This window comes from Uliginosibacterium sediminicola, from assembly GCF_039631295.1.
Taxonomy (GTDB): domain Bacteria; phylum Pseudomonadota; class Gammaproteobacteria; order Burkholderiales; family Rhodocyclaceae; genus Viridibacterium; species Viridibacterium sediminicola.
On the sequence record NZ_JBDIVE010000010.1, the window covers coordinates 22164 to 41832 of the forward strand.

At 64.2% G+C, this 19669-nt stretch carries 20 protein-coding genes; 14 read left to right on the forward strand and 6 right to left on the reverse strand.

Going from position 1 to position 19669, the window contains the following annotated elements; all coding sequences use genetic code 11:
* Nucleotides 1-106 precede the first annotated feature (106 nt).
* The 6 genes from ABDB84_RS16045 to ABDB84_RS16070 all read left to right on the forward strand — a co-directional run bounded on the left by ABDB84_RS16045 (nucleotide 107) and on the right by ABDB84_RS16070 (nucleotide 3846).
* Complete coding sequence (locus ABDB84_RS16045) at nucleotides 107-844, forward strand: BPSS1780 family membrane protein (protein ID WP_345920770.1); 738 nt, start codon at nucleotides 107-109, stop codon at nucleotides 842-844.
* The gene (locus ABDB84_RS16050; protein ID WP_345920771.1) at nucleotides 841-1599 is read left to right on the forward strand and encodes a BPSS1780 family membrane protein; all 759 of its coding nucleotides are present in this window, start codon (nucleotides 841-843) and stop codon (nucleotides 1597-1599) included. Before ABDB84_RS16045 ends, ABDB84_RS16050 begins: the two co-directional genes overlap by 4 nt.
* Complete coding sequence (gene nadD / locus ABDB84_RS16055; RefSeq protein WP_345920772.1) at nucleotides 1589-2242, forward strand: nicotinate-nucleotide adenylyltransferase; 654 nt, start codon at nucleotides 1589-1591, stop codon at nucleotides 2240-2242. Before ABDB84_RS16050 ends, nadD begins: the two co-directional genes overlap by 11 nt.
* Nucleotides 2243-2258: 16 nt before the next feature.
* Complete coding sequence (gene rsfS / locus ABDB84_RS16060) at nucleotides 2259-2633, forward strand: ribosome silencing factor (RefSeq protein WP_345920773.1); 375 nt, start codon at nucleotides 2259-2261, stop codon at nucleotides 2631-2633.
* Nucleotides 2634-2652: 19 nt separating this feature from the next.
* Nucleotides 2653-3123 carry a 23S rRNA (pseudouridine(1915)-N(3))-methyltransferase RlmH gene (gene rlmH, locus ABDB84_RS16065; RefSeq protein WP_345920774.1) on the forward strand — a complete coding sequence of 157 codons (471 nt, stop codon included), beginning with the start codon at nucleotides 2653-2655 and terminating at the stop codon, nucleotides 3121-3123.
* A gap of 63 nt (nucleotides 3124-3186) precedes the next feature.
* On the forward strand, nucleotides 3187-3846 hold the full coding sequence (locus tag ABDB84_RS16070; protein WP_345920775.1) for a Maf family protein: 660 nt from the start codon (nucleotides 3187-3189) through the stop codon (nucleotides 3844-3846).
* A 5-nt stretch (nucleotides 3847-3851) separates the two neighbouring features.
* On the opposite strand, the gene ABDB84_RS16075 is transcribed toward ABDB84_RS16070, so the two are convergent.
* The 3 genes from ABDB84_RS16075 to ABDB84_RS16085 form a co-directional block, all read right to left on the reverse strand.
* Nucleotides 3852-4904, reverse strand: a complete 1053-nt coding sequence (locus ABDB84_RS16075; protein WP_345920776.1) for a VanZ family protein — start codon at nucleotides 4902-4904, stop codon at nucleotides 3852-3854.
* Nucleotides 4905-4942: 38 nt separating this feature from the next.
* Nucleotides 4943-6484 (reverse strand): high affinity choline transporter 1, encoded by a 1542-nt coding sequence (locus ABDB84_RS16080; protein WP_345920777.1) that lies wholly within the window; start codon nucleotides 6482-6484, stop codon nucleotides 4943-4945.
* A 147-nt stretch (nucleotides 6485-6631) separates the two neighbouring features.
* Nucleotides 6632-8254 (reverse strand): methyl-accepting chemotaxis protein, encoded by a 1623-nt coding sequence (locus ABDB84_RS16085; protein WP_345920778.1) that lies wholly within the window; start codon nucleotides 8252-8254, stop codon nucleotides 6632-6634.
* 282 nt (nucleotides 8255-8536) lie between these two features.
* Between ABDB84_RS16085 and ABDB84_RS16090 the strand changes: the two genes are divergently transcribed.
* The 4 genes from ABDB84_RS16090 (at nucleotide 8537) to ABDB84_RS16105 (ending at nucleotide 11944) form a co-directional block, all read left to right on the forward strand.
* Nucleotides 8537-9328 (forward strand): SDR family NAD(P)-dependent oxidoreductase, encoded by a 792-nt coding sequence (locus ABDB84_RS16090; RefSeq protein WP_345920779.1) that lies wholly within the window; start codon nucleotides 8537-8539, stop codon nucleotides 9326-9328.
* 57 nt (nucleotides 9329-9385) lie between these two features.
* A complete protein-coding gene (locus ABDB84_RS16095) occupies nucleotides 9386-10855 on the forward strand; it encodes a dihydroorotase (RefSeq protein WP_345920780.1) in 1470 nt (489 codons plus the stop codon).
* Nucleotides 10856-10873: 18 nt separating this feature from the next.
* Nucleotides 10874-11458 (forward strand): LOG family protein, encoded by a 585-nt coding sequence (locus ABDB84_RS16100; protein WP_345920781.1) that lies wholly within the window; start codon nucleotides 10874-10876, stop codon nucleotides 11456-11458.
* Nucleotides 11459-11533: 75 nt separating this feature from the next.
* A complete protein-coding gene (locus tag ABDB84_RS16105; RefSeq protein WP_345920782.1) occupies nucleotides 11534-11944 on the forward strand; it encodes a DUF3830 family protein in 411 nt (136 codons plus the stop codon).
* Nucleotides 11945-11967: 23 nt separating this feature from the next.
* Here the strand turns inward: ABDB84_RS16105 and atzD are convergent, their stop codons facing one another.
* Entirely contained in the window at nucleotides 11968-13095 is a 1128-nt protein-coding gene (gene atzD, locus ABDB84_RS16110; protein ID WP_345920783.1) for a cyanuric acid amidohydrolase, read from the reverse strand.
* A gap of 124 nt (nucleotides 13096-13219) precedes the next feature.
* Between atzD and ABDB84_RS16115 the strand changes: the two genes are divergently transcribed.
* The 3 genes from ABDB84_RS16115 (at nucleotide 13220) to ABDB84_RS16125 (ending at nucleotide 16082) form a co-directional block, all read left to right on the forward strand.
* Nucleotides 13220-14128, forward strand: coding sequence for a LysR family transcriptional regulator (locus tag ABDB84_RS16115; RefSeq protein ID WP_345920784.1), 909 nt, complete (start codon nucleotides 13220-13222; stop codon nucleotides 14126-14128).
* A 90-nt stretch (nucleotides 14129-14218) separates the two neighbouring features.
* On the forward strand, nucleotides 14219-15040 hold the full coding sequence (locus ABDB84_RS16120; protein ID WP_345920785.1) for a cysteine hydrolase family protein: 822 nt from the start codon (nucleotides 14219-14221) through the stop codon (nucleotides 15038-15040).
* A gap of 10 nt (nucleotides 15041-15050) precedes the next feature.
* On the forward strand, nucleotides 15051-16082 hold the full coding sequence (locus tag ABDB84_RS16125) for an ABC transporter substrate-binding protein (RefSeq protein ID WP_345920786.1): 1032 nt from the start codon (nucleotides 15051-15053) through the stop codon (nucleotides 16080-16082).
* A gap of 100 nt (nucleotides 16083-16182) precedes the next feature.
* Here the strand turns inward: ABDB84_RS16125 and ABDB84_RS16130 are convergent, their stop codons facing one another.
* Entirely contained in the window at nucleotides 16183-16557 is a 375-nt protein-coding gene (locus ABDB84_RS16130) for a hypothetical protein (protein WP_345920787.1), read from the reverse strand.
* A 174-nt stretch (nucleotides 16558-16731) separates the two neighbouring features.
* On the opposite strand from ABDB84_RS16130, the gene ABDB84_RS16135 reads away from it, so the two are divergent.
* On the forward strand, nucleotides 16732-18183 hold the full coding sequence (locus ABDB84_RS16135) for an aminotransferase-like domain-containing protein (RefSeq protein WP_345920788.1): 1452 nt from the start codon (nucleotides 16732-16734) through the stop codon (nucleotides 18181-18183).
* 1 nt (nucleotide 18184) lies between these two features.
* On the opposite strand, the gene ABDB84_RS16140 is transcribed toward ABDB84_RS16135, so the two are convergent.
* Complete coding sequence (locus ABDB84_RS16140) at nucleotides 18185-19669, reverse strand: amidohydrolase family protein (RefSeq protein WP_345920789.1); 1485 nt, start codon at nucleotides 19667-19669, stop codon at nucleotides 18185-18187.

The window sequence follows — 19669 nt, forward strand, 5'->3', positions numbered from 1 at the left end:
AGGCCCCGCATTCGTTAGCATGTCGACCCGCTCTCAAGCTTCTCCCTCTTCCATGCCCAGCACCGCAGCTCACCATTCCCGACTCCACCGGCCCGTGCCGGTGCGTGTGTCGGCAGCTCATGCCCTGCAGTGGCTGGCCTGCGGCTGGCGCATGTTCGTCGCCCAGCCCGTGCAGTGGCTCCTGATGTCGCTGACGGCATTCGTGGTGATGGCCATCATCTCGATGTTCATCGTGCCCTTCCTGCCGATTCTCGGGCCGATGGCCGCGCCGGTGATGTTCGTGCTGCTCACCGGCGGCATGCTGCGCGTGGCCGAGCGGCAGGCGGCGGGCGAAACCCTGCAGTTCCGCCATCTGCTCGAAGGCATGTCGCGCCACACCGCCAATCTGGCCCTGGTCGGCGTGCTGTTCAGTATTCCGCTGGTGCTGCTGCACCTGACTATCATGCTGGCGATGGGTGGCGGCCTGCTGGTTGGTGTGCTGGGCGTCGCCCTGGGCAGCGCGCTCAGTGGCGTGCTCAGCTGGCTGGCGACCTTGCTATCGACCATTCTGGCCGGCGGCGCCATCGTCCTGGTGCTGTGGCTGCTGCTGATCCTCACCCTGATCTTTTCGCCCGCGCTGATCATGTATCGCGGGCTGTCACCGCTGGACGCCATGGGTGTCTCGCTGCATGCCAGTGCGCGCAACTTTGGCCCCATCCTGCTGTTCGGTCTGTGCATCTATGCACTGTTTGTGCTGGCCATGGCGCCGCTGGGTCTGGGCGTGCTGATTTTCATCCCGGTCAGCGTCGGTGCGCTGCGCCAGGCCCACCACGATCTGTTTGCCGAAGCGACGGAGCCCGCATGAGTTTGCAAGCCCGGAAATTACCCGCCGCACGCGGCTTCTATTGGCTCAGCGGCGGTTTCCGTCTGTGGCGCAGCAATCCGCTGGCGCTGTCGATGACGACCTTGTTCGGTCTGTCCCTGTCCTTGCTGATCGGCAGCATTCCCTGGCTGGGCTCCCTGATCATCTGCCTGCTGGTGCCCTTCGTCGATGCCATCCTGCTGCGTGTCTGTCATGCCCTGACTCAGGGCGGACGCCCCGATCCGCGCACTTGGCGGGCAGCGCTGGAGCGCAATGCGCGCAGCCTGCTGATACTCGGCCTGGTGATGTTCGTGATGCTCTCGCTCAGTCAGGCTTTGTCCGGCTGGGTCGCCGGTGACGATGTCGAGCGCACGCTCAGCGATGCTGCCAATGCCAGCGCGCCGATGCCGGCCAATGTGCTGTGGGCGGCGCTGATCTACGTGCTGTGCGCTTCGGTGCTGAGCGTGATCATGTGGATCGCGCCGATGCTCAGCGCCTATGCCGACGTACCGCCGTTCAAATCCCTGGTCTTCAGCATCATTGCCTGCTGGCGCAACAAGGGCGCTTTCCTGGTCTTTGGTCTGGTGTTGGTGTCCTTGTCGATTCCGCTGAGCCTGGTCCTGCTGGCCGGGCCGGGTGGTCAGATCCTCGCCAGCGCCCTGGTTTTCGGTCTGCTGATGCCGGTCTGCGCGGCCAGTAATTATCTGAGCGTCAGCGATATCTTCGGCGCGCTGCCGGGCCTGGTCGATGCCGACTGAGCAGGCGCCGCTGGGCATTCTGGGCGGGACATTCGACCCGATCCATTACGCCCATCTGCGTCTGGCGCAGGAAGCGGCCGACGCGCTGAGTTTGCCCCGCGTGCGCTTCATTCCTGCTGGCCAGCCCGCGCATCGCGCCGCGCCGCAAGCGAGCGGCGCCCATCGTCTGGCCATGGTGCAGGCGGCGCTGGCCGGGCTGCCGCAGTTTGAATGCGATGCTGCCGAAGTCAGCAGCACGGCACCCAGCTATACCGTGCCGACCCTCGAACGCCTGCGTGGCGAGCTCGGCGCGGACCGCCCGCTGGTGCTGATCATGGGCGCGGATGCCTTCCTCGGTCTGGCCAGCTGGCATCGCTGGCGCGAGCTGTTCGCGCTGGCGCACATCGCGCTGGCCACGCGGCCCGGCTACGTCCTCGCTGAACAGGCCCTGCCGGCCGAGCTTGCCGCCGAGCTGGCGCAACGGCAATGTTTGCCGGCAGCACTGGCTCAGCAAGCCGCCGGCGGCATTGCCCGCTTCGAGATGACGGCGCTGGATATTTCGGCCACGGCGGTGCGTGAGCAGATTCGCACGGCACGCAGTCCGCGTTTCTTGGTACCCGAGCCGGTTCTCGACTATATTGAAGCCCATTCCCTCTACCGATAGCCAACACCCCCACCGCATGGATATTCGCAAGCTGCAAAAAATCGTTGTTTCCGCACTCGAAGACATCAAAGCTGTCGACATCGAAGTCATCAACGTCACCAAGCTCACCTCCCTGTTTGATCGCGTCGTCATTGCCAGCGGCAATTCCAATCGCCAGACGCGTGCGCTCGCCAACCACGTTCAGGAAAAGGTCAAAGAGGCCGGCGGCGAAGTCATCTCGGTCGAAGGCGAGCAGGGCGGCGAATGGGTGCTGGTCGATCTGGGCGATATCGTCGTGCACCTCATGCAGCCGGCTGTGCGCAGTTATTACAACCTTGAAGAACTCTGGCAGACCACGCCGGCCGCCCGCCGCAAGATGGTCGCTGCCAGCATGAGCCAGGCTGCGGAGTGATTGCAGCACAGCTGTCGGCATGAAGCTGCTGATTACCGCCGTCGGCACGCGCATGCCGGCCTGGGTCGAGGCGGGCTTTGCCGAATACGCCAAGCGATTTCCACGTGACTGTCCGCTGGAGCTTGTCGAAGTGCGTGCCGAACCGCGCACCACCGGCAAGCTGCCGGCGCAGATGATGGAGCTGGAAGCGGCGCGCCTGCGCCAGGCGATTCCCGCCCGCGCGCGGATCGTCGTCCTCGATGAGCGTGGTGAAGACCTGAGCAGCAAGCGTCTGGCCGAGCATCTCAAGAAATGGCAGGCCGAGGGCGATGATGTCGCCTTCGTCATCGGCGGACCGGATGGTCTGGCGCCGGCTTTCAAGGACGCTGCCCATGCGCGCATCCGCCTCTCCAGCTTGACCCTGCCGCACGCCATGGTGCGGGTGATGCTCGCCGAGGCGCTCTATCGGGCATGGAGCTTGCTGCAAAACCACCCATATCACCGTGAATGATGCGGTGCGCCGGCGGCACTCTTGCTGCCGGTCTCATGTCTTCGCAGCAAAGGCTTTCCGCAGATGAGCTCATTGCCCAGTCTTCCGCGTATCTATCTGGCTTCGACCAGCCCGCGTCGGCGCGATTTGCTGCACCAGATCGGTATCGAATTCGACACCCTGTTCTTCCGCTCGCCACCGCGCGACGATGAAGATGTTGCGGAAGACGCGCATCCGAACGAGCCCCCCGAGGACTACGTGATGCGTGTCGCCATCGCCAAGGCCGAGGGCGCACAGCGCCGCATCGTCTGGCGCAAGCTGCGCCGCCAGGCGGTGCTGGCCGCCGATACCACGCTGGATCTGGATGGCGAGATCATCGGCAAGCCGGAAGATGCTGAGGACGCCGCGCGTATCCTGCGCCGCCTCTCAGGCCGTGAACACCGCGTGCTTACAGCTGTCGTGCTGGCCGATGACAAGCTGTTCCTGCAGCGCCTGTCGATCAGCACGGTGCGCATGCGCGAGATCCGCGAGGACGAGATTGCCCACTACGTCGACAGTGGTGAGCCCTTCGGCAAAGCGGGCGCCTACGGCATTCAGGGGCGCGCGGCGGCCTTCATCGCCGAGATCAAGGGTTCCTACTCGGGCATCATGGGGTTGCCGCTCTACGAGACAGTCGAGCTGCTGCACGAGCTGGCGGCCTCGCAGGCCGGGAATTCCTATGCCGCGCTGCGCACGGCGGGCTGAAGCGTTTAGCGCCGGGCGACCAGGCTGGCATTGGCGCTGAGGTAGATCAGCGCGAGGAAGGGCCAGAGGAAGTCGGACAGGCGCGTCAGGCCGTGGAAGTTGAGGAAGTGGCCCTCGTGGATCAGGCGCATCGAGGCGAGCTCGAAGGGGTTCTCCGGCGCAATGTTCACCAGTACGGTCGAGCACAGCAGGGCCACGCAGGCGGTGCTGTGCTGCAACCAGCCGGGCAGGCGCCAGGTCAGCAGCAGCGCCAGCAGGCCCAGCGCGATGCCGCGCACGGCGCCGGGCGTGGCCCATTGCCAGGGCTGCGGCGGGACGACGAAGACGTAGTCCGCCAGCGAGCGCAAACCCAGTCCTACCAGCAGGACGATCAGCACCAGCAGGATGCTGCGCTCGCGCATGCAGCGTTGCAGCAACATGCCCAGGGCGAGCAGATTCATGCTGACGATGAGGGTTTCGATCAGCACGAAGCGGCGCGTCGAAAAGGCGATGGCGGCGGGCAGCTCGAACAGCGGCCGCATGTCGCCGGTACCGAACAAGGTGCTGGTCGGTTCCAGCTGGGTCAGCCACCACAGACCGACGAGGATCATGCCGGCTTCACCGATATGGCCGGGCAGGATGCGCCGCTGCCGCCAGCGGATCAGCGCGCCATCGTGATCGAACATCCTGCCCCAGCGCAGGCCGGCCAGCGCGCCGAGCAGGCCGCCGAGTGAATTGGTGGCCAGGTCGATGTTCGAGGCGACGCGCGTGGGCAGGTAGTTCTGCGCGTATTCCATGCCACCGCTGAACAGCGTGCACAACAGCCAGCTGAGCAGTACCGCCAGCAGCGGAGAACGCCGGTAGCGCATCGAGGCCAGCACGCTGAAACCCAGCGGCATGTAGCCCAGCACATTGAGCCAGATGTCGGCCAAGGTGCTGTAGCGCGGCCAGGGCGCGACCAGAAAGGCCAGTGGGCTGCCGCCGGGATCGCGCCAGCCGCTCAGCGGATACAGGCAGGCATAGGCCGTCAGGACGGCATACGAGAAAGCCAGGTAACGCGGCAGGCGCTGATCACGCATCCAGGGCTTTGCTGCACCAGCCGCGTTGCGGGCGCATCTCAGACGCCGCCATGGCCGGGCGAGCCCGCCGGGCTGACGTGGCCCAGCGGATGCTCACCCGCATGTGCCGTGTGCGGCGCGCCGGGCGCCTGCGGAATCGGCGGCGTGCGCACAAACTGCGGCAGCAGCGAGAACAGGATGAAGCTGCCCAGCGAGACCAGGAAGCCGACCAGATGCGGCAGCCAGACTTCGGTCCAGGCCGGCGGCGCATCGCCCGCAGCGAGCACTTCGAGGCTGATCCAAGTGATCAGGCCCAGCAGCATCGACACCACGGCACCCTGAGTCGTGGCCCGCTTCCAGTACACCCCCAGCGCCAGCGGCACGAAGGCGGCGACCAGGGTCACCTTGTAGGCATTCTCGACCAGGCCGTAGATCGACAGCTTGGAGTTCATCGCGATCCAGGTCACGACGCAGGTGAACACCAGCACCACGCCCTGCATCCAGCGCAGGAACTGCTTGTCGGTCAGCTCCGGTTTCCAGGCCTTGAGGATGGGGCGCAGCAGGTTTTCGGAGAAGGTCACCGAGGGCGCCAGCAAGGTCGCCGAAGCACAGCTTTTGACCGCCGAGAGCAGGGCGCCGAAGAACATGATCTGCGCAATCAGCGGCACTTTTTCCAGCACCAGCTGGGGCAGGATCAGCTGCGGGTCGGTGTCGATGTATTTGGCGACCAGATCCGGCGCGATCATCGTTGCGCTGTAGGCGAGGAACATCGGGATGAAGGCGAACACGAAGTACAGCGAGCCACCGAGCACCGAGGCCCACATCGCGATGTTCTCGGTCTTCGACGACTGCACGCGCTGGAACACGTCCTGCTGCGGGATCGAGCCGAGCATCATGGTGATCCAGGTGCCGATGAACAGCACGATGGCGTCAAGCTTGAACTCCGGCCAGAACTGGAACTTGCCGGCGGCCTGCGCATGCGCGATCACCGTGCCGACACCGCCGGCGCTGCCGCCGACATCCCAGCCGATGTAGAGCAGGCCGATGACGATGACGATCATCTGGATGAAGTCGGTGATCGCCACCGACCACATGCCGCCGAACAAGGTGTAGACCAGCACCGAGGCGGAACCCAGGACCATGCCCAGCTCCTGCGACACCGCGCCGTTGGAGAGGACGAAGAAGACCAGACCGAGTGCCTTGATCTGTGCCGCCACCCAACCCAGGTAGGAAATGACGATGGCAAGCGTGGTGATCAGCTCGACGGTGCGCCCGTAGCGCAGGCGGTAGTAATCGCCGATGGTCATCAGGCGCAGGCGGTAGAGCGGCTTGGCGAAGAACAGGCCGACCAGGATCAGACACAGCGAGGAGCCGAAGGGATCGGCCACCACGCCGCCGAGACCGTCTTGCAGGAAGGTGGCGGGAATGCCCAGCACGGTCTCCGAGCCGAACCAGGTGGCAAACACCGTGGCGGTCACGACATGGAAGGGCAGGGCGCGGCTGGCCACCGCGTAGTCCGTCGTGTTCTTGACGCGCAACGCGGCGTAAAGACCGATGGCGATGGAAATCAGCCAGTAGATGATGACGAAGCTCAGCAGCATGACATGACCTCTGCAGACGTTATGTGTGTGGCGCTGTGGGCGCGCCATTCACGCAGCAGGGGGAATGCTGCGAGTCCGCAGGATTATAGCTGGAGCCCGGCGGCGTGCGAGTAGGCCGTGGCGGCCCTGCGCACGCCGGTGTGCCGCTCAGAGACGGTAGCTGGTGACCACGCGCTGCATGCTGCTGGCGAGCGCGTCCAGCTCGCGGGCCGAACGGGCGCTGTCGCTGGCGGCCGAGTTGCTCTCTTCGGCCATGCGTGCAATGCGTTCGACCTGCTGGGCGATGCTGGTGCTGGCCGCGCTTTGCTCGCGGATGGCGTGGGTGATTTCGCTCACCATGCCCACCGCCTGCTCGCTGCTGTGGCCGATCTGGCGGATCGCCGCATCGGCTTCGGAGGCGCGCGTCACACCGGCGCTGACACTCTGCACCGATTGTTCCATGCTCTCCACCGCCGTGCGTGCGCTGTTGCGCACGGTCTCGACCATCGACGAGATCTCGTGGGTGGAGCTGGCCGTGCGCTCGGCGAGCTTGCGCACTTCGTCGGCCACCACCGCAAAGCCACGCCCCTGTTCGCCGGCACGTGCGGCTTCAATGGCCGCATTGAGCGCCAGCAGATTGGTCTGGTCGGCCACTTCGCGAATCACCGCCACCACCGAGGAGATGCGGTCGCTCTGCGTCTCCAGCTCGCGGATGCGCGTTGCGGCAGTATTCACGGTGTCGGCGATGTCATTGATGTCGTGTACGGTCTGGCTGATCACCTGCGCGCCTTGCTCGGCCAGCGCGCCCGACTGGGTCGATTGCGTATTGGCTTCGCCGGCGCGTTCGCCGACGTGGGTGATGCTGACCGTCAGTTCCTGGATCGAGGCGGCCATATTGGACGCCGACTGGCTTTGCTGTTCCGAAGCATGGGCAACCTGATCAGAACTGGCTGCCAGGGCGCTGGACGCCGAGGCCAGTTGGTGTGTGCCCTGCGAGATCGACTTGAGGCTGGCCTGCAGCTTGTCGAGCAGGCGATTGAGCGCCACCGCCATCACGCCGATTTCGTCTTGCGCATGCACCGGTGCACGCAGGGTGAAATCATTGTCGCGTTCGATGCGTTGCAGGGTGGTGCTGGTGCTGGCCACGGCGCGCTTGATGCCGCGTGCCATCAGCAGGCTCAGGCCGCCGACGATCAGCAGCGCCAGGCCGATGGCGATCCCGCTACCGATGGCGCCGCGCTGCGACAGCGTTGCCGCGCTTTGTTCGGACTCCGCAGCCAGGCGGGCGTTGTAGGCCGAGTGCGCCTCCAGGGTTTCGAGCAGCTTGTCGCTGAGGCCGGTCAGGGCGCGGCTGTTGAGGCTGCGCACAGCATCGGGGTCGTTCTGCGTGGATTTCTCGATCACCGGCGCCATGGCGGTGAGGAAGTCATTGAGCGCCTGGCGGTCGCGCGCCAGCATTTCGCGGTCGTGGTCGTCCGAAATCAGGGTTTCGTATTGCTTGAAGTCCTTTTCGAGGGCCTGCTTGCCCTGATCGACCGCCACCGTCGCACGGCGCCGCGCCAGGGGATCTTCGGCGGCCAGCACGTGCTGCATGAGGGCGGTGCGGATCTTCAGCGCATTGATTTCCATGCTGCTGATGCTCTGGATGCTGGGAATCATGTCGCCATTGGCTTCGCGCAAGGCTTTGCTGAGGCCCGAAGACGAATACAGCCCGACCAGTCCGACGATCAGGAGCGCCACTGCGGAAATGCCTGTCATCAAAAGCAGGCGCTGTGAAATGGATAGCTGCATTGCAATGTCTCCGGAAAACGATTTACCTGGCCCTTTGGATTTACGGATGCAGATCGGCTTCCTTGAGGCGCTGCGCAGGAAAATCCTCCGTATGTGACCGTTATCAAGGTGTGTGGGCGAGGCCCAGCTTGGGGCTGCGGCGTGTCTGTCAAGCGGAAGTTTTCGGCGCGTGTTGCGTTTTTCGAAGCGCAGCACTGAAAAAGCAGCGGCAGACCGCGGCGCCGGGTGGCACTAAGCTGGCGCCATGTTTAACAAGTGCATGCACCCTTCAGAAAGCGAATCATGGATCTCGGGCTGAAAGACAAAGTGGTCCTCATTACCGGCCCGGCCAAGGGCATGGGGCGCGCCATCAGCTTGGCGTTTGCCGCCGAGGGCGCCAAGCTGGCGCTGATCGGGCGCGACACCCAGGCTATCGATGCGGTGGCCGGCGAGCTGCATGCTGCTGGCACCGAAGCCAGGGTATTCGCCTGCGACATCACCCGCAGCGCCGAGGTGCAGGCCGTGGTCAGCGCGGTGCTGGCCGCCTTCGGCCGCATCGATGTGCTGGTGAATGTGGCCGGCGGTTCCGGCCCGATCGGCAAGACCGGCTGGGAGACGACGCAGGAAGAGTTCGACCAGATCGTGCAGCTGAACATGACCGGCTGCTTCAACACCATGCAGGCGGTGCTGCCGGGCATGATCGCGCAGCGCAGCGGCAAGGTGGTCAATGTCGGCGGCACCTTCGGCATGCGTGGCCGCGCCGGGCGCATGGCTTACTCGGCCAGCAAATGGGGTTTGCGCGGCATCACCAAGAGCTTCGCGCTGGAAGCCGGCCCCTTCGGCATCAACGTCAATTGCGTGGCGCCGGGCATGGTCGATGGCCCGCGTTTTCGCGACAAGGTCTGCGCCAACATGGCCAGCAAGCTGGGCATCACGCCGGACGAGGCGGCTGAACGCCACGCCGCCGATTACGCACTGCGCCGCATCTCGACCGATACCGATGTCGCCAATGCCTGCCTGCTGCTGGCCAGCGAGGTGACGCGCCAGGTGACGGGCGTCGATCTGCCCGTCGATGGCGGCTGGGCCATGCTTTGAGGCGCCTCTGGCACAGCCTGCAGCACTTACAACACAGATTCCATCACAGAGAAGAACATGCCTATAGTTGATCTCGTCATTCGCGGCGGCAAGGTCGTATCGCCGGACGCCATCATCGACGCCTCGGTGGCCATTCATGAAGGTCAGATCGTCGCCGTCGGCCACGACGACCTGATGCCCAGCGGGCGCGAAGAAGTACGTGCCGATGGCCTGCATCTGCTGCCCGGTGCCATCGACAGCCACGTGCACTTTCGCGATCCCGGCTATCCGCACAAGGAAACCTGGGCCACCGGCTCGGCAGCGGCGGCCTGCGGCGGGGTGACCACGGTTTTCGACATGCCCAACACCAAGCCGGCGACCGGCACGGTGGAAGCCCTGCAGATGAAGCTGCGCGCGGCGGAAGCTTCCTACGTCGACTTCGGCATCCACGCGCTGCTCGGTGACGATACCGTTGGCCATCTGGAAGATCTGCTCGAACACGGCGCGACCAGTTTCAAGGCCTTTGTCGGCAACACCTTCGGCAATCTGCCGGCGCCGAGCGATGGCGCCTTGCTGGAGGCTTTCGAGATCCTCGCGCCGCTGGGCATTCGCACCGTGGTGCATGCCGAGAATTCCTCGATCATGGCGCGCCGCCAGCAGCGCATGATCGAAGCCGGGCGCATCGACGCGCAGGCGCATCTGGCCGCGCGTCCCGAAGTGTGCGAGATCGAAGCGGTCAGCCGCATCATCCACTTCTCGGAATGGACCGGCGCGCGCGTGCACATCGCCCACAAGAGTTCGGCCGATGCGCTGTGGCTGGTGCGCGAGGCCAAGGCGCGGGGCGTCGACATTACGGTCGAGACCTGCCCGCAATACCTGCTGCTCAACACCGATGATGTCCTGCGCCTCGGTGGCCTGCTGCGCCTGAACCCGCCGATCCGCGATGCGCGCCACAATCAGCCGCTGTGGGATGCGCTGATGGATGGCACAGTCGACATGATCGCCACCGACCACGCACCGCACGCCATTGACGAGAAGCTCAAGGAGAACATCTGGGAATGCGACTGTGGCTTCCCCGGCGTGGAAACGCAGATGGCCCTGATGCTCAGCGAAGTGAACAAGGGCCGCGCCAGCCTGATGGACTACGTGCGCTGGAGTTCGGTGGCGCCGGCCAAGGCCTGGGGCCTGTATGGCACCAAGGGCGTGATCGCTCCCGGCGCGCATGCCGACATCGTGATGGTGGACATGAACCGCCGGGGCATCCTCTCGCATGGCAAGCTGCAGACCATCGCCAAGCTTTCGCCCTGGAACGGTCGTGCGGTGATGGGTTATCCGCTGCACACCCTGGTGCGCGGCCGCTTCGTCATGCGCGATGGCGCGCTGGTCGAAGCTGCGCGCGGCTGGGGCAAGTCGATCAAGGGCGTCCAGAAGATGCCCACGCCCAAGCCTTTGCATGTTGAGCTGGCGACGCGCAATATCCTCAAGGCGCCCGACAATGCGCCGCAAAATGCGTTGCCGCAGGTCGATGCGGTGACGCCGGCACACTGAGTCATTAGCGGGGATTCCATGAAATTCAAAAGCGTTGCGGTGTTCTGTGGCTCCAATTTCGGCATTTCGGAGGCCTATGCCGAAGGCGCGCGTGCGCTGGGTCGCACGCTGGCCGAGCAAGGCATCAGCCTGGTCTATGGCGGCACCCACAAGGGCTTGATGGGTGTGGTGGCCGATGCGGTACTGGCCGCTGGCGGTACGGCGCATGGCGTGATCAGCCAGCGCTTGTACGAGCGCGGTCATCTGCACACAGGGCTGACGCGCCACGAAATCACCGCCGACATGAAGAGCCGCAAGGCGCGCATGGCGGAGCTGGCCGATGCCTTCATCGCCCTGCCCGGCGGCATGGGCACCTATGAGGAATTGTTCGAGGCGGTGACGCTGACCCAGCTGGGCGATCACCTCAAAGCCTGTGGTGCGCTCAACATCAATGGCTTCTTCGAGCCGATGCGCGCTATGCTCAATCACGCTGCGCAAGAAGAGTTCATGCGTCAGGAGCATGCCGACATGCTGATGATCGATGCCGATCCGTCGTCGCTGCTCGAACGCATGCAGACCTGGGAGATGCCCAAGGTCGAAAAGTGGTTCCCGGTCAAAAGCTGAACCGGGCTTGCCGAATCACAACACGCCAGCAGCGCGACCACCTGCTGGCCAGTCAAATTGAATACGAGATCCGACATGATACGCATCCGAATTTCCGCCGGTGGTTTTGAGTTCATCGCCGAAACCCACGACGAGGCGCCGCAGACCGTGGCCGCTTTCGTCAAGCTGCTGCCCTATGAGCAAGAGCTTATCCACGTGCGCTGGAGCGGCGAGGGCTGCTGGATTCCGATGGGCGACTTCAAGCTGGGTGTCGATTTCGAGAACCACACCAGCCACCCCTCGGTGGGCGATGTGCTGTTCTATCCGGGCGGCTACAGCGAGACCGAAATCATCCTCGCCTATGGTGCCTGCTCCTTCTCCAGCAAGCTCGGTCAATTGGCCGGCAATCATTTTCTGACCATTGTCGAAGGCAAGGAAAATCTGCGCGCCCTGGGCCTCAAGTGCCTGTGGGAGGGCGCGCAGGAGGTTCGTTTTACGCTGGCTTGACGGTCTGCGTCGGCGCAGCGGATTCAATTGCTTGTGTCTGAGTCCTGCGCTTTCATGATCAGTGCAAAGGGGCCGCCGCCTGCGGGGCCCTGATGCTCGGCACCACCGGAAACGTAGAGTGCCGTGTCGCCCAGCACCGAGGCCAGCGCCGCACCAACCGCCGCACGCGCATGGCGCGTGGCGTTGATGTCCGAGTCGTTGAGCATGGTGTGACGCGCACCGCGCAGCTGGCCATCTGGCGAGGCTTCTGCTTTGGCGAATACATTGACGAAGCGCTCGCGCAGCAACGCCGCTTGCGTATCCGGATCAATGCCGAAGTTGTCGCGCAAGCAGTGGCGCACGCCCGCCACGTCGATGGCGTCACGCATCTGTCCGTGGGCGATCACGTAGTCGCTGCGGGCGTGTCGGCTCATGCCCAGCACGACCAGCACATTGTTATCGAGTTCGATGCCTGAGGAGGTGGATGCGACGGTGGAATACAGTGACCAGTCCCGCTGGATGTGCTCATCGCGCAGCGTGCTGGCGTCAATTTCGCCGAGTGCGCAGGCGACGCCCAGGGCGGAGGCTGCACGTGAGGCGCCCATTGATTCGTAGGTGTCGTGCGTGACGGTATCGACGCCGCGTTCTTGCGCCGCACGGATTTTTTCGGCCGTCAGCAGCGGGCACTTGATCTGCACGAAATGTACGTCGCTCGCGTCTTCGATGCCGGCATCGGCCATGGCGCTGCGCACGGCGTCCTGCGTTGCGCGCACTTGCGCCAGCCGGCCCAGCTCTTCGGGCAGAAAGTCACGGGTGAATGCCACGCCGACTGCCAGGCGCTTGTTCGCACCCGCGGCGGCATCGTCATGACGCCGTGCAAACACCGTGAAATGTGGTGCCAGTACGCCCTCGGTACCGCCCGACATGACGAGTGCGACACGCGCGTGCACGGCCGTGCTGGAGATGCCCAGGTGTGGCGCCAGCAAATCGCACCAGGCGCGCGTGGCGTAATCGCGGGTGAAGTCATTGACGCAGCCATTGCCTTCGGTTTTGCCGAGGACAGCAACAATGTCCTGCGCGCGTAACAGGCCGGCGTCAAGCAGCGCTTGTGCCGCGCTCAGGTCAGCCGGGCCCTTGCACGGCAATTTGAACACATCGATATGTTGAGTCATGTCATTACCGTGATTGGCGTTCGATTCAGGATCTACAGGGCATTGATCTTGCTGCGCTCGGTGCAGCACTTCCAGTGCCATGTTGGTAAAGCCGTGTTGAATTTTCTGCAACAGTAAAAATCTCATGACCTTGCACTACCTGCGCATCTTCAATTACATCGACGCCATTGCGCGCAGCGGCTCCATCCGCAAGGCGGCCGAAGGCCTGTTCATCACGCCATCCGCGCTGGACCGGCGCTTGCAAGATCTGGAGGAAGATCTGGGCGCCGAACTGTTCGAGCGTCATGCGCGCGGCATGCGTCCGACAGCGGCGGGGGAGCTGTTCCTGCAGCACGCGCGCAGCCAGCGCGCTGACTTCGAGCGCCTGCATGGCGAGATCGCCCAGCTCAAAGGCATGCACCGTGGAACGGTCAGCATCGCGGCCAGCCAGGCCTTGGCCTTCTCACTGTTCCCGGACATCATCACGCGCTTTCGCGCCGATAATCCTGGCGTCAATTTCACTGTCCGCATTTGTGATCACAATCTTGCCATACAGGCGCTGCGGGATTTCGAAGCCGATCTGGCGCTGGTCTACAACGTACAGCCGACGGCCGACATCACGGCGCTGCAGGAGCTGGAGCAACGCATGTGTGCCGTCATGGCAGCCAATCATCCGCTGGCGCAGCTGAGCTCACTGCGCATGCGCGACTGCCTGAGTTATCCGCTGGCGCTGCCCGACAATAGCCTGGGCGGCCGTATTTTGCTGGACGGCTTCTTTGCGCGCAGTTCGCTGATGCCGAACGTGGTACTTGAGTCCAATTCTTTTGAAATGCTGCGCAACTTTGTGCGCGGCAACGATGCCATCTCATTCCAGATCCAGGTCGGTACCGCTTTGGCGCGCGCGCAAGATGGCGTGACGGCGCGTGACATTGAAGATCGCGGCCTGAGCTCACGTCCGCTGCTGCTGGCGCAGCTCAAGGGCCGCCACCTGCCGCTGCCGGCACTGCGCTTTGCGGAAGTCTTGCGCCAAACTCTGGCGCAGCAGATCAGTTGAAGCGCGCGATGCTGAGCGTTGCACTGGGGGCAACGCGGCATTGAAAAAGCAGCGGCAGACCGCAGCAGCCGGTCGAGCTACGCTGCACTCATGTCGAGCACGCGCGAACCCTTCGAACCCCTGGCAAGTTTTGGCGCGACACACAATGCGTGGGTCGGCAACAGCCAGCATGTCAGCCTGCTGCGCCAGACCCCCGTAGCGCAGCCACTGCACTTGCAGGCTGAACCGGCGACGCTGGAAATCGATCTGGCGCGCAGTGCGCTGGTGATCGTTGATATGCAGAACGATTTCTGCCATCCGCAGGGCTGGTTCGCGCAACGCGGCTTTGATATCAGCGCCGCCCGCCGACCGATCAATACCCTCAGCGCACTGCTGCCGCCCTGGCGTGCCGCGGGCGGGCGTGTGCTGTGGCTCAACTGGGGGATCCGCGCGGATCGCGCCAACTTGCCACCCGGTGTTCTCTACAAAGGCAAGGCTGGCAAGGCGAGCAATACGGGCTATGGCGAAGTGTCGCCGGAAGATCATGGCGCAGCGCTGGTGCGTGGCAGCTGGGGTGCCGCCAGAATCGACGAATTGACTGCCGCCGAGGCGGACATCTGCGTCGACAAGCATCGCCTGTCCGGCTTTTACGACAGTGAGCTCGATGGCGTGTTGCGCGCACAAGGCATCACCAGCTTGCTGTTTGCCGGCATCAACACCGACCGTTGTGTGTTCTCGACGCTGCAGGACGCCGGCTTTCTCGGCTACGACTGCCTGCTGCTGCGTGATGCCTGCGACACGCCTTCACCGCCCTACGTCAGCGACAGCATTCATTTTCTTGTCCGGCTGTTGCATGGCTTCATCACCGACAGCGCCGCGCTTCACGCGGCCTTGTCTGCGCGCTCCGATTCACCTTCTCACGCTCAACCCTAAAGGAAGCACCATGAAATTTGCCCGTTCCTGTGCGGCGCTGGTCTTTGCGCTGACGGCTTCGCTGGCTTTGTTGCCAACGAGTGCCAGTGCTGAAACCAAGCTGAAAATGACCCTCAACTGGAAGTTCGAAGGGCCGCAAGCCTGGTTCTTCCTGGCCCAGGAGAAGGGCTACTTCAAGGCCGAAGGGCTGGATGTGCAAATTGATTCGGGTGAGGGCTCGGCGGCATCGATTCCCAAAGTGGCCAGCGGTGCCTACGACGTTGGCTATGGTGACCTGGGTGCGATTATCGAGATGGCCTCCAAGTTTCCGGCGAGCGCGCCGGTTGCTGTGTACATGATGTACAACGTCACCCCTTACGTCGTCGCAGTCAAAGCGAATAGTCCCTACAAGACGCTGAAGGATTTTGAGGGACACACCCTGGGTGGTCCGGGCAACGATGCGGCGCTCAAGCTGTTCCCGGTGGTGGCCAAAGCGGCTGGGGTCGATAGCAGCAAAGTGAATATCACCAATATGGCGCCTAATCTGCGCGAACAGATGCTGATGCGCGATCAGATCGATGGCGCCTTCGGCTTCATGCTGACCGTGGCTTTCAGTGCCAAAGCCATTGGTATCGATCCAGACAAGGAGCTGCGTTTCATCAAGTACGCTGATTCAGGTGTGGATTCGTATTCCAATACGCTGTTCTTCTCGCAGCAGATCGTCAAAAACCATCCCGAAGTCGTGCAAGGCTTCCTGCGTGCGGTCAATCGCGCGATCAAGGAGGTCATCGCCAATCCCGAGCCGGGCCTGGACCTGGTCATGAAGCGTGACCCCTTGCTCAATCGCAACATCGAGCGTGAGCGCCTGATCGCCACGTACAAGCTGCAGATGAGCAGCCCGGAAATCGCCAGAATCGGGTTGGGCGACGTGGATGATGTACGCCTCAAGCGCAATATCGACCTGATTGTCAGCACCAGCAATCTCACACGCACGCCGGCGCTCACCGAAGTCTTTGACCGCCGCTTCCTGCCGCCGCGCAGCGAACGCCCCTCCAAGCTCTGAGCGCTGGCGGAGGACCGTCATCAGGCCGACCGTGAAAAGGGCGTCGGAGGCGTGACGCTCGCAGGCCTCTTCGGGCGCCGTAGCATAGGCTGCCCTCTGCTTACGCCGGCTTGATGCCGTGCGCCTGCGCCTGGCGTAATCCCCATGACTTGCTCCAGGCCAGCACACGTGTCGTGAACGCGATGCGTGGAGCTGGCTCAATGACCATCAGCTCGCATTGGCGCCGTGCCTGGAGTCGCAACCAGCCGCCCTTGTCGAGCGTTGTCGTGTCGCCGGCGCCCAACTCACGTACGAGCGCCAGCATGCTGGCGCCCAGCCACTGCGGCGGAAGCTCGAACTGCACATAGCCTTCGGTGCAGATCAGCTGGCTGCCTGCTTCGAGATAAAGACTGGCGATGGCGCCGGCCGGGATGCTGATGGCGCGCGATGCGCCCTGCTGAGGTGCTGAAGTCTGGTCCTTCGAAATGCTGCTCATTTGCTGCTCCGCAACGGATGTATCGAGCCCCAGAATAGGCTTCGGTATCGCAGCGAAACAGACACAGCAATTGGCTTTGTTTGCCAGATCAGGGCGACTTGTCAGCATCTGTTATGGTCAAATACGGCCTCCTCTGTATCTGTTCTGTTGTGCCGCCACAGGTGATGATGAGCCATGAGTTTGCCGGACGATACACAGCTGCTTTACCTGCGCCTTGCCTCGCATTACCAGGGCGCCATCGAATCAGGATCGCTGACGCCGGGGGATCGCATGCCCTCGGTGCGCAGCCTCACCCGCCTGCACAAGGTCAGCTTGTCGACCGCCCTGCAGGCCTGCCACTACCTGGAAGACAAGGGCTGGCTGGAGGCGCGCCCGCGCTCCGGTTACTTCGTGCGCCGCCCGCGCCGCGTCAGCCTGCAACCGAACAGCGAACCGGAACAGCCGCTGCAGCTCGATGCCGCGCAGTACCTCGGCATTCATGAGCGGGTGTCGGAATTCATCGCCAGTTGCGAGCTCTACCCGCTCAAGACCAATCTGGCCCAGGCCTTCGGCTCGCCCGATGCCTACCCGACCGAAGCCCTCAAGCACGCCGCCACGCGTGCGCTGCGCAGCCACCCCGAAGTGCTCGTCGAGCCCACGCCCTGGCATGGCGAGAGCGGTTTTCGCGCCGTGCTGGCGCGGCGTGCGCTGGACCACGGCATGCGCCTCACGCCGGATGACATCGTCGTTACCCACGGCTGTACCGAGGCGGTGAATCTGGCGTTGCGCGCGGTGACACAAGCTGGCGATACCGTCGCGGTCGAATCGCCGTGCTATTTCGGCCTGCTGCAGATCGTGCAAAGCCTGGGCTTGCGCAGCATCGAGATCCCGACCAGCCCGCACACCGGCATGTCGATCGAGGCGCTGGAGCTGGCCTTGCAGACCCAGCCTTCGATCCGCGCCGTGGTGGTGGTGCCCAATTTCCAGAATCCGCTCGGCAGCGTGATGCCCGACGCGCATAAGGAGCGCCTCGTCGCGCTGTGCGCCGAGCATGGCAAGGCGTTGATCGAAGACGACAGCTACAGCGCGCTGTGCGATGCCGAACAGTCGCTGCGTGCCGTGCAGTCCTGGGACACCGATGGCACCGTCATCTACTGCGCCTCGCTGCACAAGACCCTGGCACCGGGCATGCGTCTGGGCTGGATTACGGGCGGGCGCTGGCATGCACGGATCAAGATGCTGAAGTTTGCGCAGAGCCGCCCGAATGATGCGCTGTCGCAGCTGACGGTCGGCGAGTTCATGGCCAGCAGCGCTTACGACCGCCACATGACGCGCCTGCGCAATCTGCTGCGCGAGCGGCGGGAGCGCACGGCCGAATCGATTGCCGCGCACTTTCCGGCCGGCACCCGCCTGAGCATGCCACGCGGCGGCATGCTGCTGTGGGTGCAGCTGCCGCCGATCCGCTCGCCGCATGCGCTGTTCGAGCAAGCGCTGCGCGAAGGCATTCGCGTTGCGCCGGGCTGGATCTTCAGCAACTCCAGCCGCTATGACAATTACTTGCGCATCAATTGCGGCATCCAGTTCACGGCCGAGGTCGATGCCGCCATCGAACGCCTCGCTGCCCTGGTGTACGAGCAGCTGGTCTGAATCAGTCGGCCGTGCTGTCACCGCAGGCGCAGTGCAGCGCTTCGTGGGCGTAGTAATGCGCGACCGCGTCACGCAGGCGTGACACGGCCGCCGCATCGACTGGCGCCGCGAGCATGGCTTGCCGTGCATCTTCGAGCAGGCGCGCTTCGAGCGCCGGCAAATCGACCGTCACGCAGCGTCCGTCTTGCGCTACAGTGCGCCCGGCAATCACCACGCGGGCAATGTCGCGCTTGCTGGCGCGGGCGAGGATCAGGTTCAGCTCATCGCTGCGTGCCGGGTCGAGCACATCGCTGTAGAGGCGCTGTGTGTCGAGCACGATGAAGTCCGCCGGCGCGCCGGCCGCGATGCGCCCGCCGCCATCGGCACCGGTGATGCTGTAACGGCCGGTCACGCAGGCGGCTTCGAACAAGTCAGCGAGGCTGAACTCATTGGCGCTGCATTGTGTGCCCAGGTGTCGCCAGGCCAGGCGCAGTTCGCGCAGCATGTCTTCGTCATCATCGCAGCTCATGCCGTCCAGGCCGATGCCGAACTTGAGGCCGGCATCGAGGTAGTTGCGCCAGGCTGGCACGCCGGAACGCAGGCGCATGTTCGACGACAGATTGGCTGATACCGTCACCCCGCGCTCGGCCAGCAGGCGGCATTCATCCAGGCTGAGCCAGACGGCGTGCGCGATGGTCAGGCGCGGCGAGAGCAGACCGATGCTGTCGAGGTGCTGGATCAGGCCGTGCTTGTAGTGGGCGTCGGCCCAGTCGCGCTGCGGGCGTGTTTCGAACAGGTGCATGTGCACGCGCCGGCCATCTGCAGCCGATGCTTGGGCGATGGCCAGCAGGGCGCCATCGTCCAGCCATTGCGGGCCGACCGGACCGTACTGCACGCTGAAGAATTCGTGCTCCAGCGCGGCGATCTGTTCGACCAGCTGCATGTTCTCCTGCAGGCTGCGCGAGGGGCGGCGCATGGCGTGCACGCGTGCGTGGTCGGTGGCGGGGAGCTGCTTGAGCAGCGGCTCCAGCGGGCCATAAACCACAGAATTACGTCCAGCAAACGGCACGGCGAAGGCGATGCGGATGCCGACGTCGCGCGCTGCGCGCGACACCGCTTCGGCTTCGGCAAGCAGCTGGCGACCATCCTGCGTGTTATGGCAATGATTGGCGGCGCAGATGCCCGACTCGACCATGCGCGCAAAAGCCACCACGGCGCGCAGATACGGGTCGACGCGTGGCTCGTAGGCTAGCTCGGTCAGCCAGGTTTCCAGCGCCTGGTCTTGCGCGCCGAAGGCGAGCGTGCGCAGGCCGCGACCGTGATCATGTGCATTAGCCAGCGCGGGCAGGGCGAGGTGATGGCGTGCGCTGGCGGGCAGATCGCTCAGGGCGCTGATCTGCGCGATGCGGCCAGCGGCCAGCTGCAGGCTGCTGGGCCCCCGTGCGGGCTGCTCGCCCGGTTGCGTATAGACGCGTGCGAACAGCGGGTCGGTGTGGTGTGGGTCCAT

Bases quoted from the DNA above. Each gene is read 5' to 3' on its own strand.
- ABDB84_RS16050 (WP_345920771.1), top strand. From the start codon at position 841: ATGAGTTTGCAAGCCCGGAAATTACCCGCCGCACGCGGCTTCTATTGG.
- nadD (WP_345920772.1), top strand. From the start codon at position 1,589: ATGCCGACTGAGCAGGCGCCGCTGGGCATTCTGGGCGGGACATTCGAC.
- rsfS (WP_345920773.1), top strand. From the start codon at position 2,259: ATGGATATTCGCAAGCTGCAAAAAATCGTTGTTTCCGCACTCGAAGAC.
- rlmH (WP_345920774.1), top strand. From the start codon at position 2,653: ATGAAGCTGCTGATTACCGCCGTCGGCACGCGCATGCCGGCCTGGGTC.
- ABDB84_RS16070 (WP_345920775.1), top strand. From the start codon at position 3,187: ATGAGCTCATTGCCCAGTCTTCCGCGTATCTATCTGGCTTCGACCAGC.
- ABDB84_RS16075 (WP_345920776.1), bottom strand. From the start codon at position 4,904: ATGCGTGATCAGCGCCTGCCGCGTTACCTGGCTTTCTCGTATGCCGTC.
- ABDB84_RS16080 (WP_345920777.1), bottom strand. From the start codon at position 6,484: ATGCTGCTGAGCTTCGTCATCATCTACTGGCTGATTTCCATCGCCATC.
- ABDB84_RS16085 (WP_345920778.1), bottom strand. From the start codon at position 8,254: ATGCAGCTATCCATTTCACAGCGCCTGCTTTTGATGACAGGCATTTCC.
- ABDB84_RS16090 (WP_345920779.1), top strand. From the start codon at position 8,537: ATGGATCTCGGGCTGAAAGACAAAGTGGTCCTCATTACCGGCCCGGCC.
- ABDB84_RS16095 (WP_345920780.1), top strand. From the start codon at position 9,386: ATGCCTATAGTTGATCTCGTCATTCGCGGCGGCAAGGTCGTATCGCCG.
- ABDB84_RS16100 (WP_345920781.1), top strand. From the start codon at position 10,874: ATGAAATTCAAAAGCGTTGCGGTGTTCTGTGGCTCCAATTTCGGCATT.
- ABDB84_RS16105 (WP_345920782.1), top strand. From the start codon at position 11,534: ATGATACGCATCCGAATTTCCGCCGGTGGTTTTGAGTTCATCGCCGAA.
- atzD (WP_345920783.1), bottom strand. From the start codon at position 13,095: ATGACTCAACATATCGATGTGTTCAAATTGCCGTGCAAGGGCCCGGCT.
- ABDB84_RS16115 (WP_345920784.1), top strand. From the start codon at position 13,220: ATGACCTTGCACTACCTGCGCATCTTCAATTACATCGACGCCATTGCG.
- ABDB84_RS16120 (WP_345920785.1), top strand. From the start codon at position 14,219: ATGTCGAGCACGCGCGAACCCTTCGAACCCCTGGCAAGTTTTGGCGCG.
- ABDB84_RS16125 (WP_345920786.1), top strand. From the start codon at position 15,051: ATGAAATTTGCCCGTTCCTGTGCGGCGCTGGTCTTTGCGCTGACGGCT.
- ABDB84_RS16130 (WP_345920787.1), bottom strand. From the start codon at position 16,557: ATGAGCAGCATTTCGAAGGACCAGACTTCAGCACCTCAGCAGGGCGCA.
- ABDB84_RS16135 (WP_345920788.1), top strand. From the start codon at position 16,732: ATGAGTTTGCCGGACGATACACAGCTGCTTTACCTGCGCCTTGCCTCG.
- ABDB84_RS16140 (WP_345920789.1), bottom strand. From the start codon at position 19,669: ATGGACCCACACCACACCGACCCGCTGTTCGCACGCGTCTATACGCAA.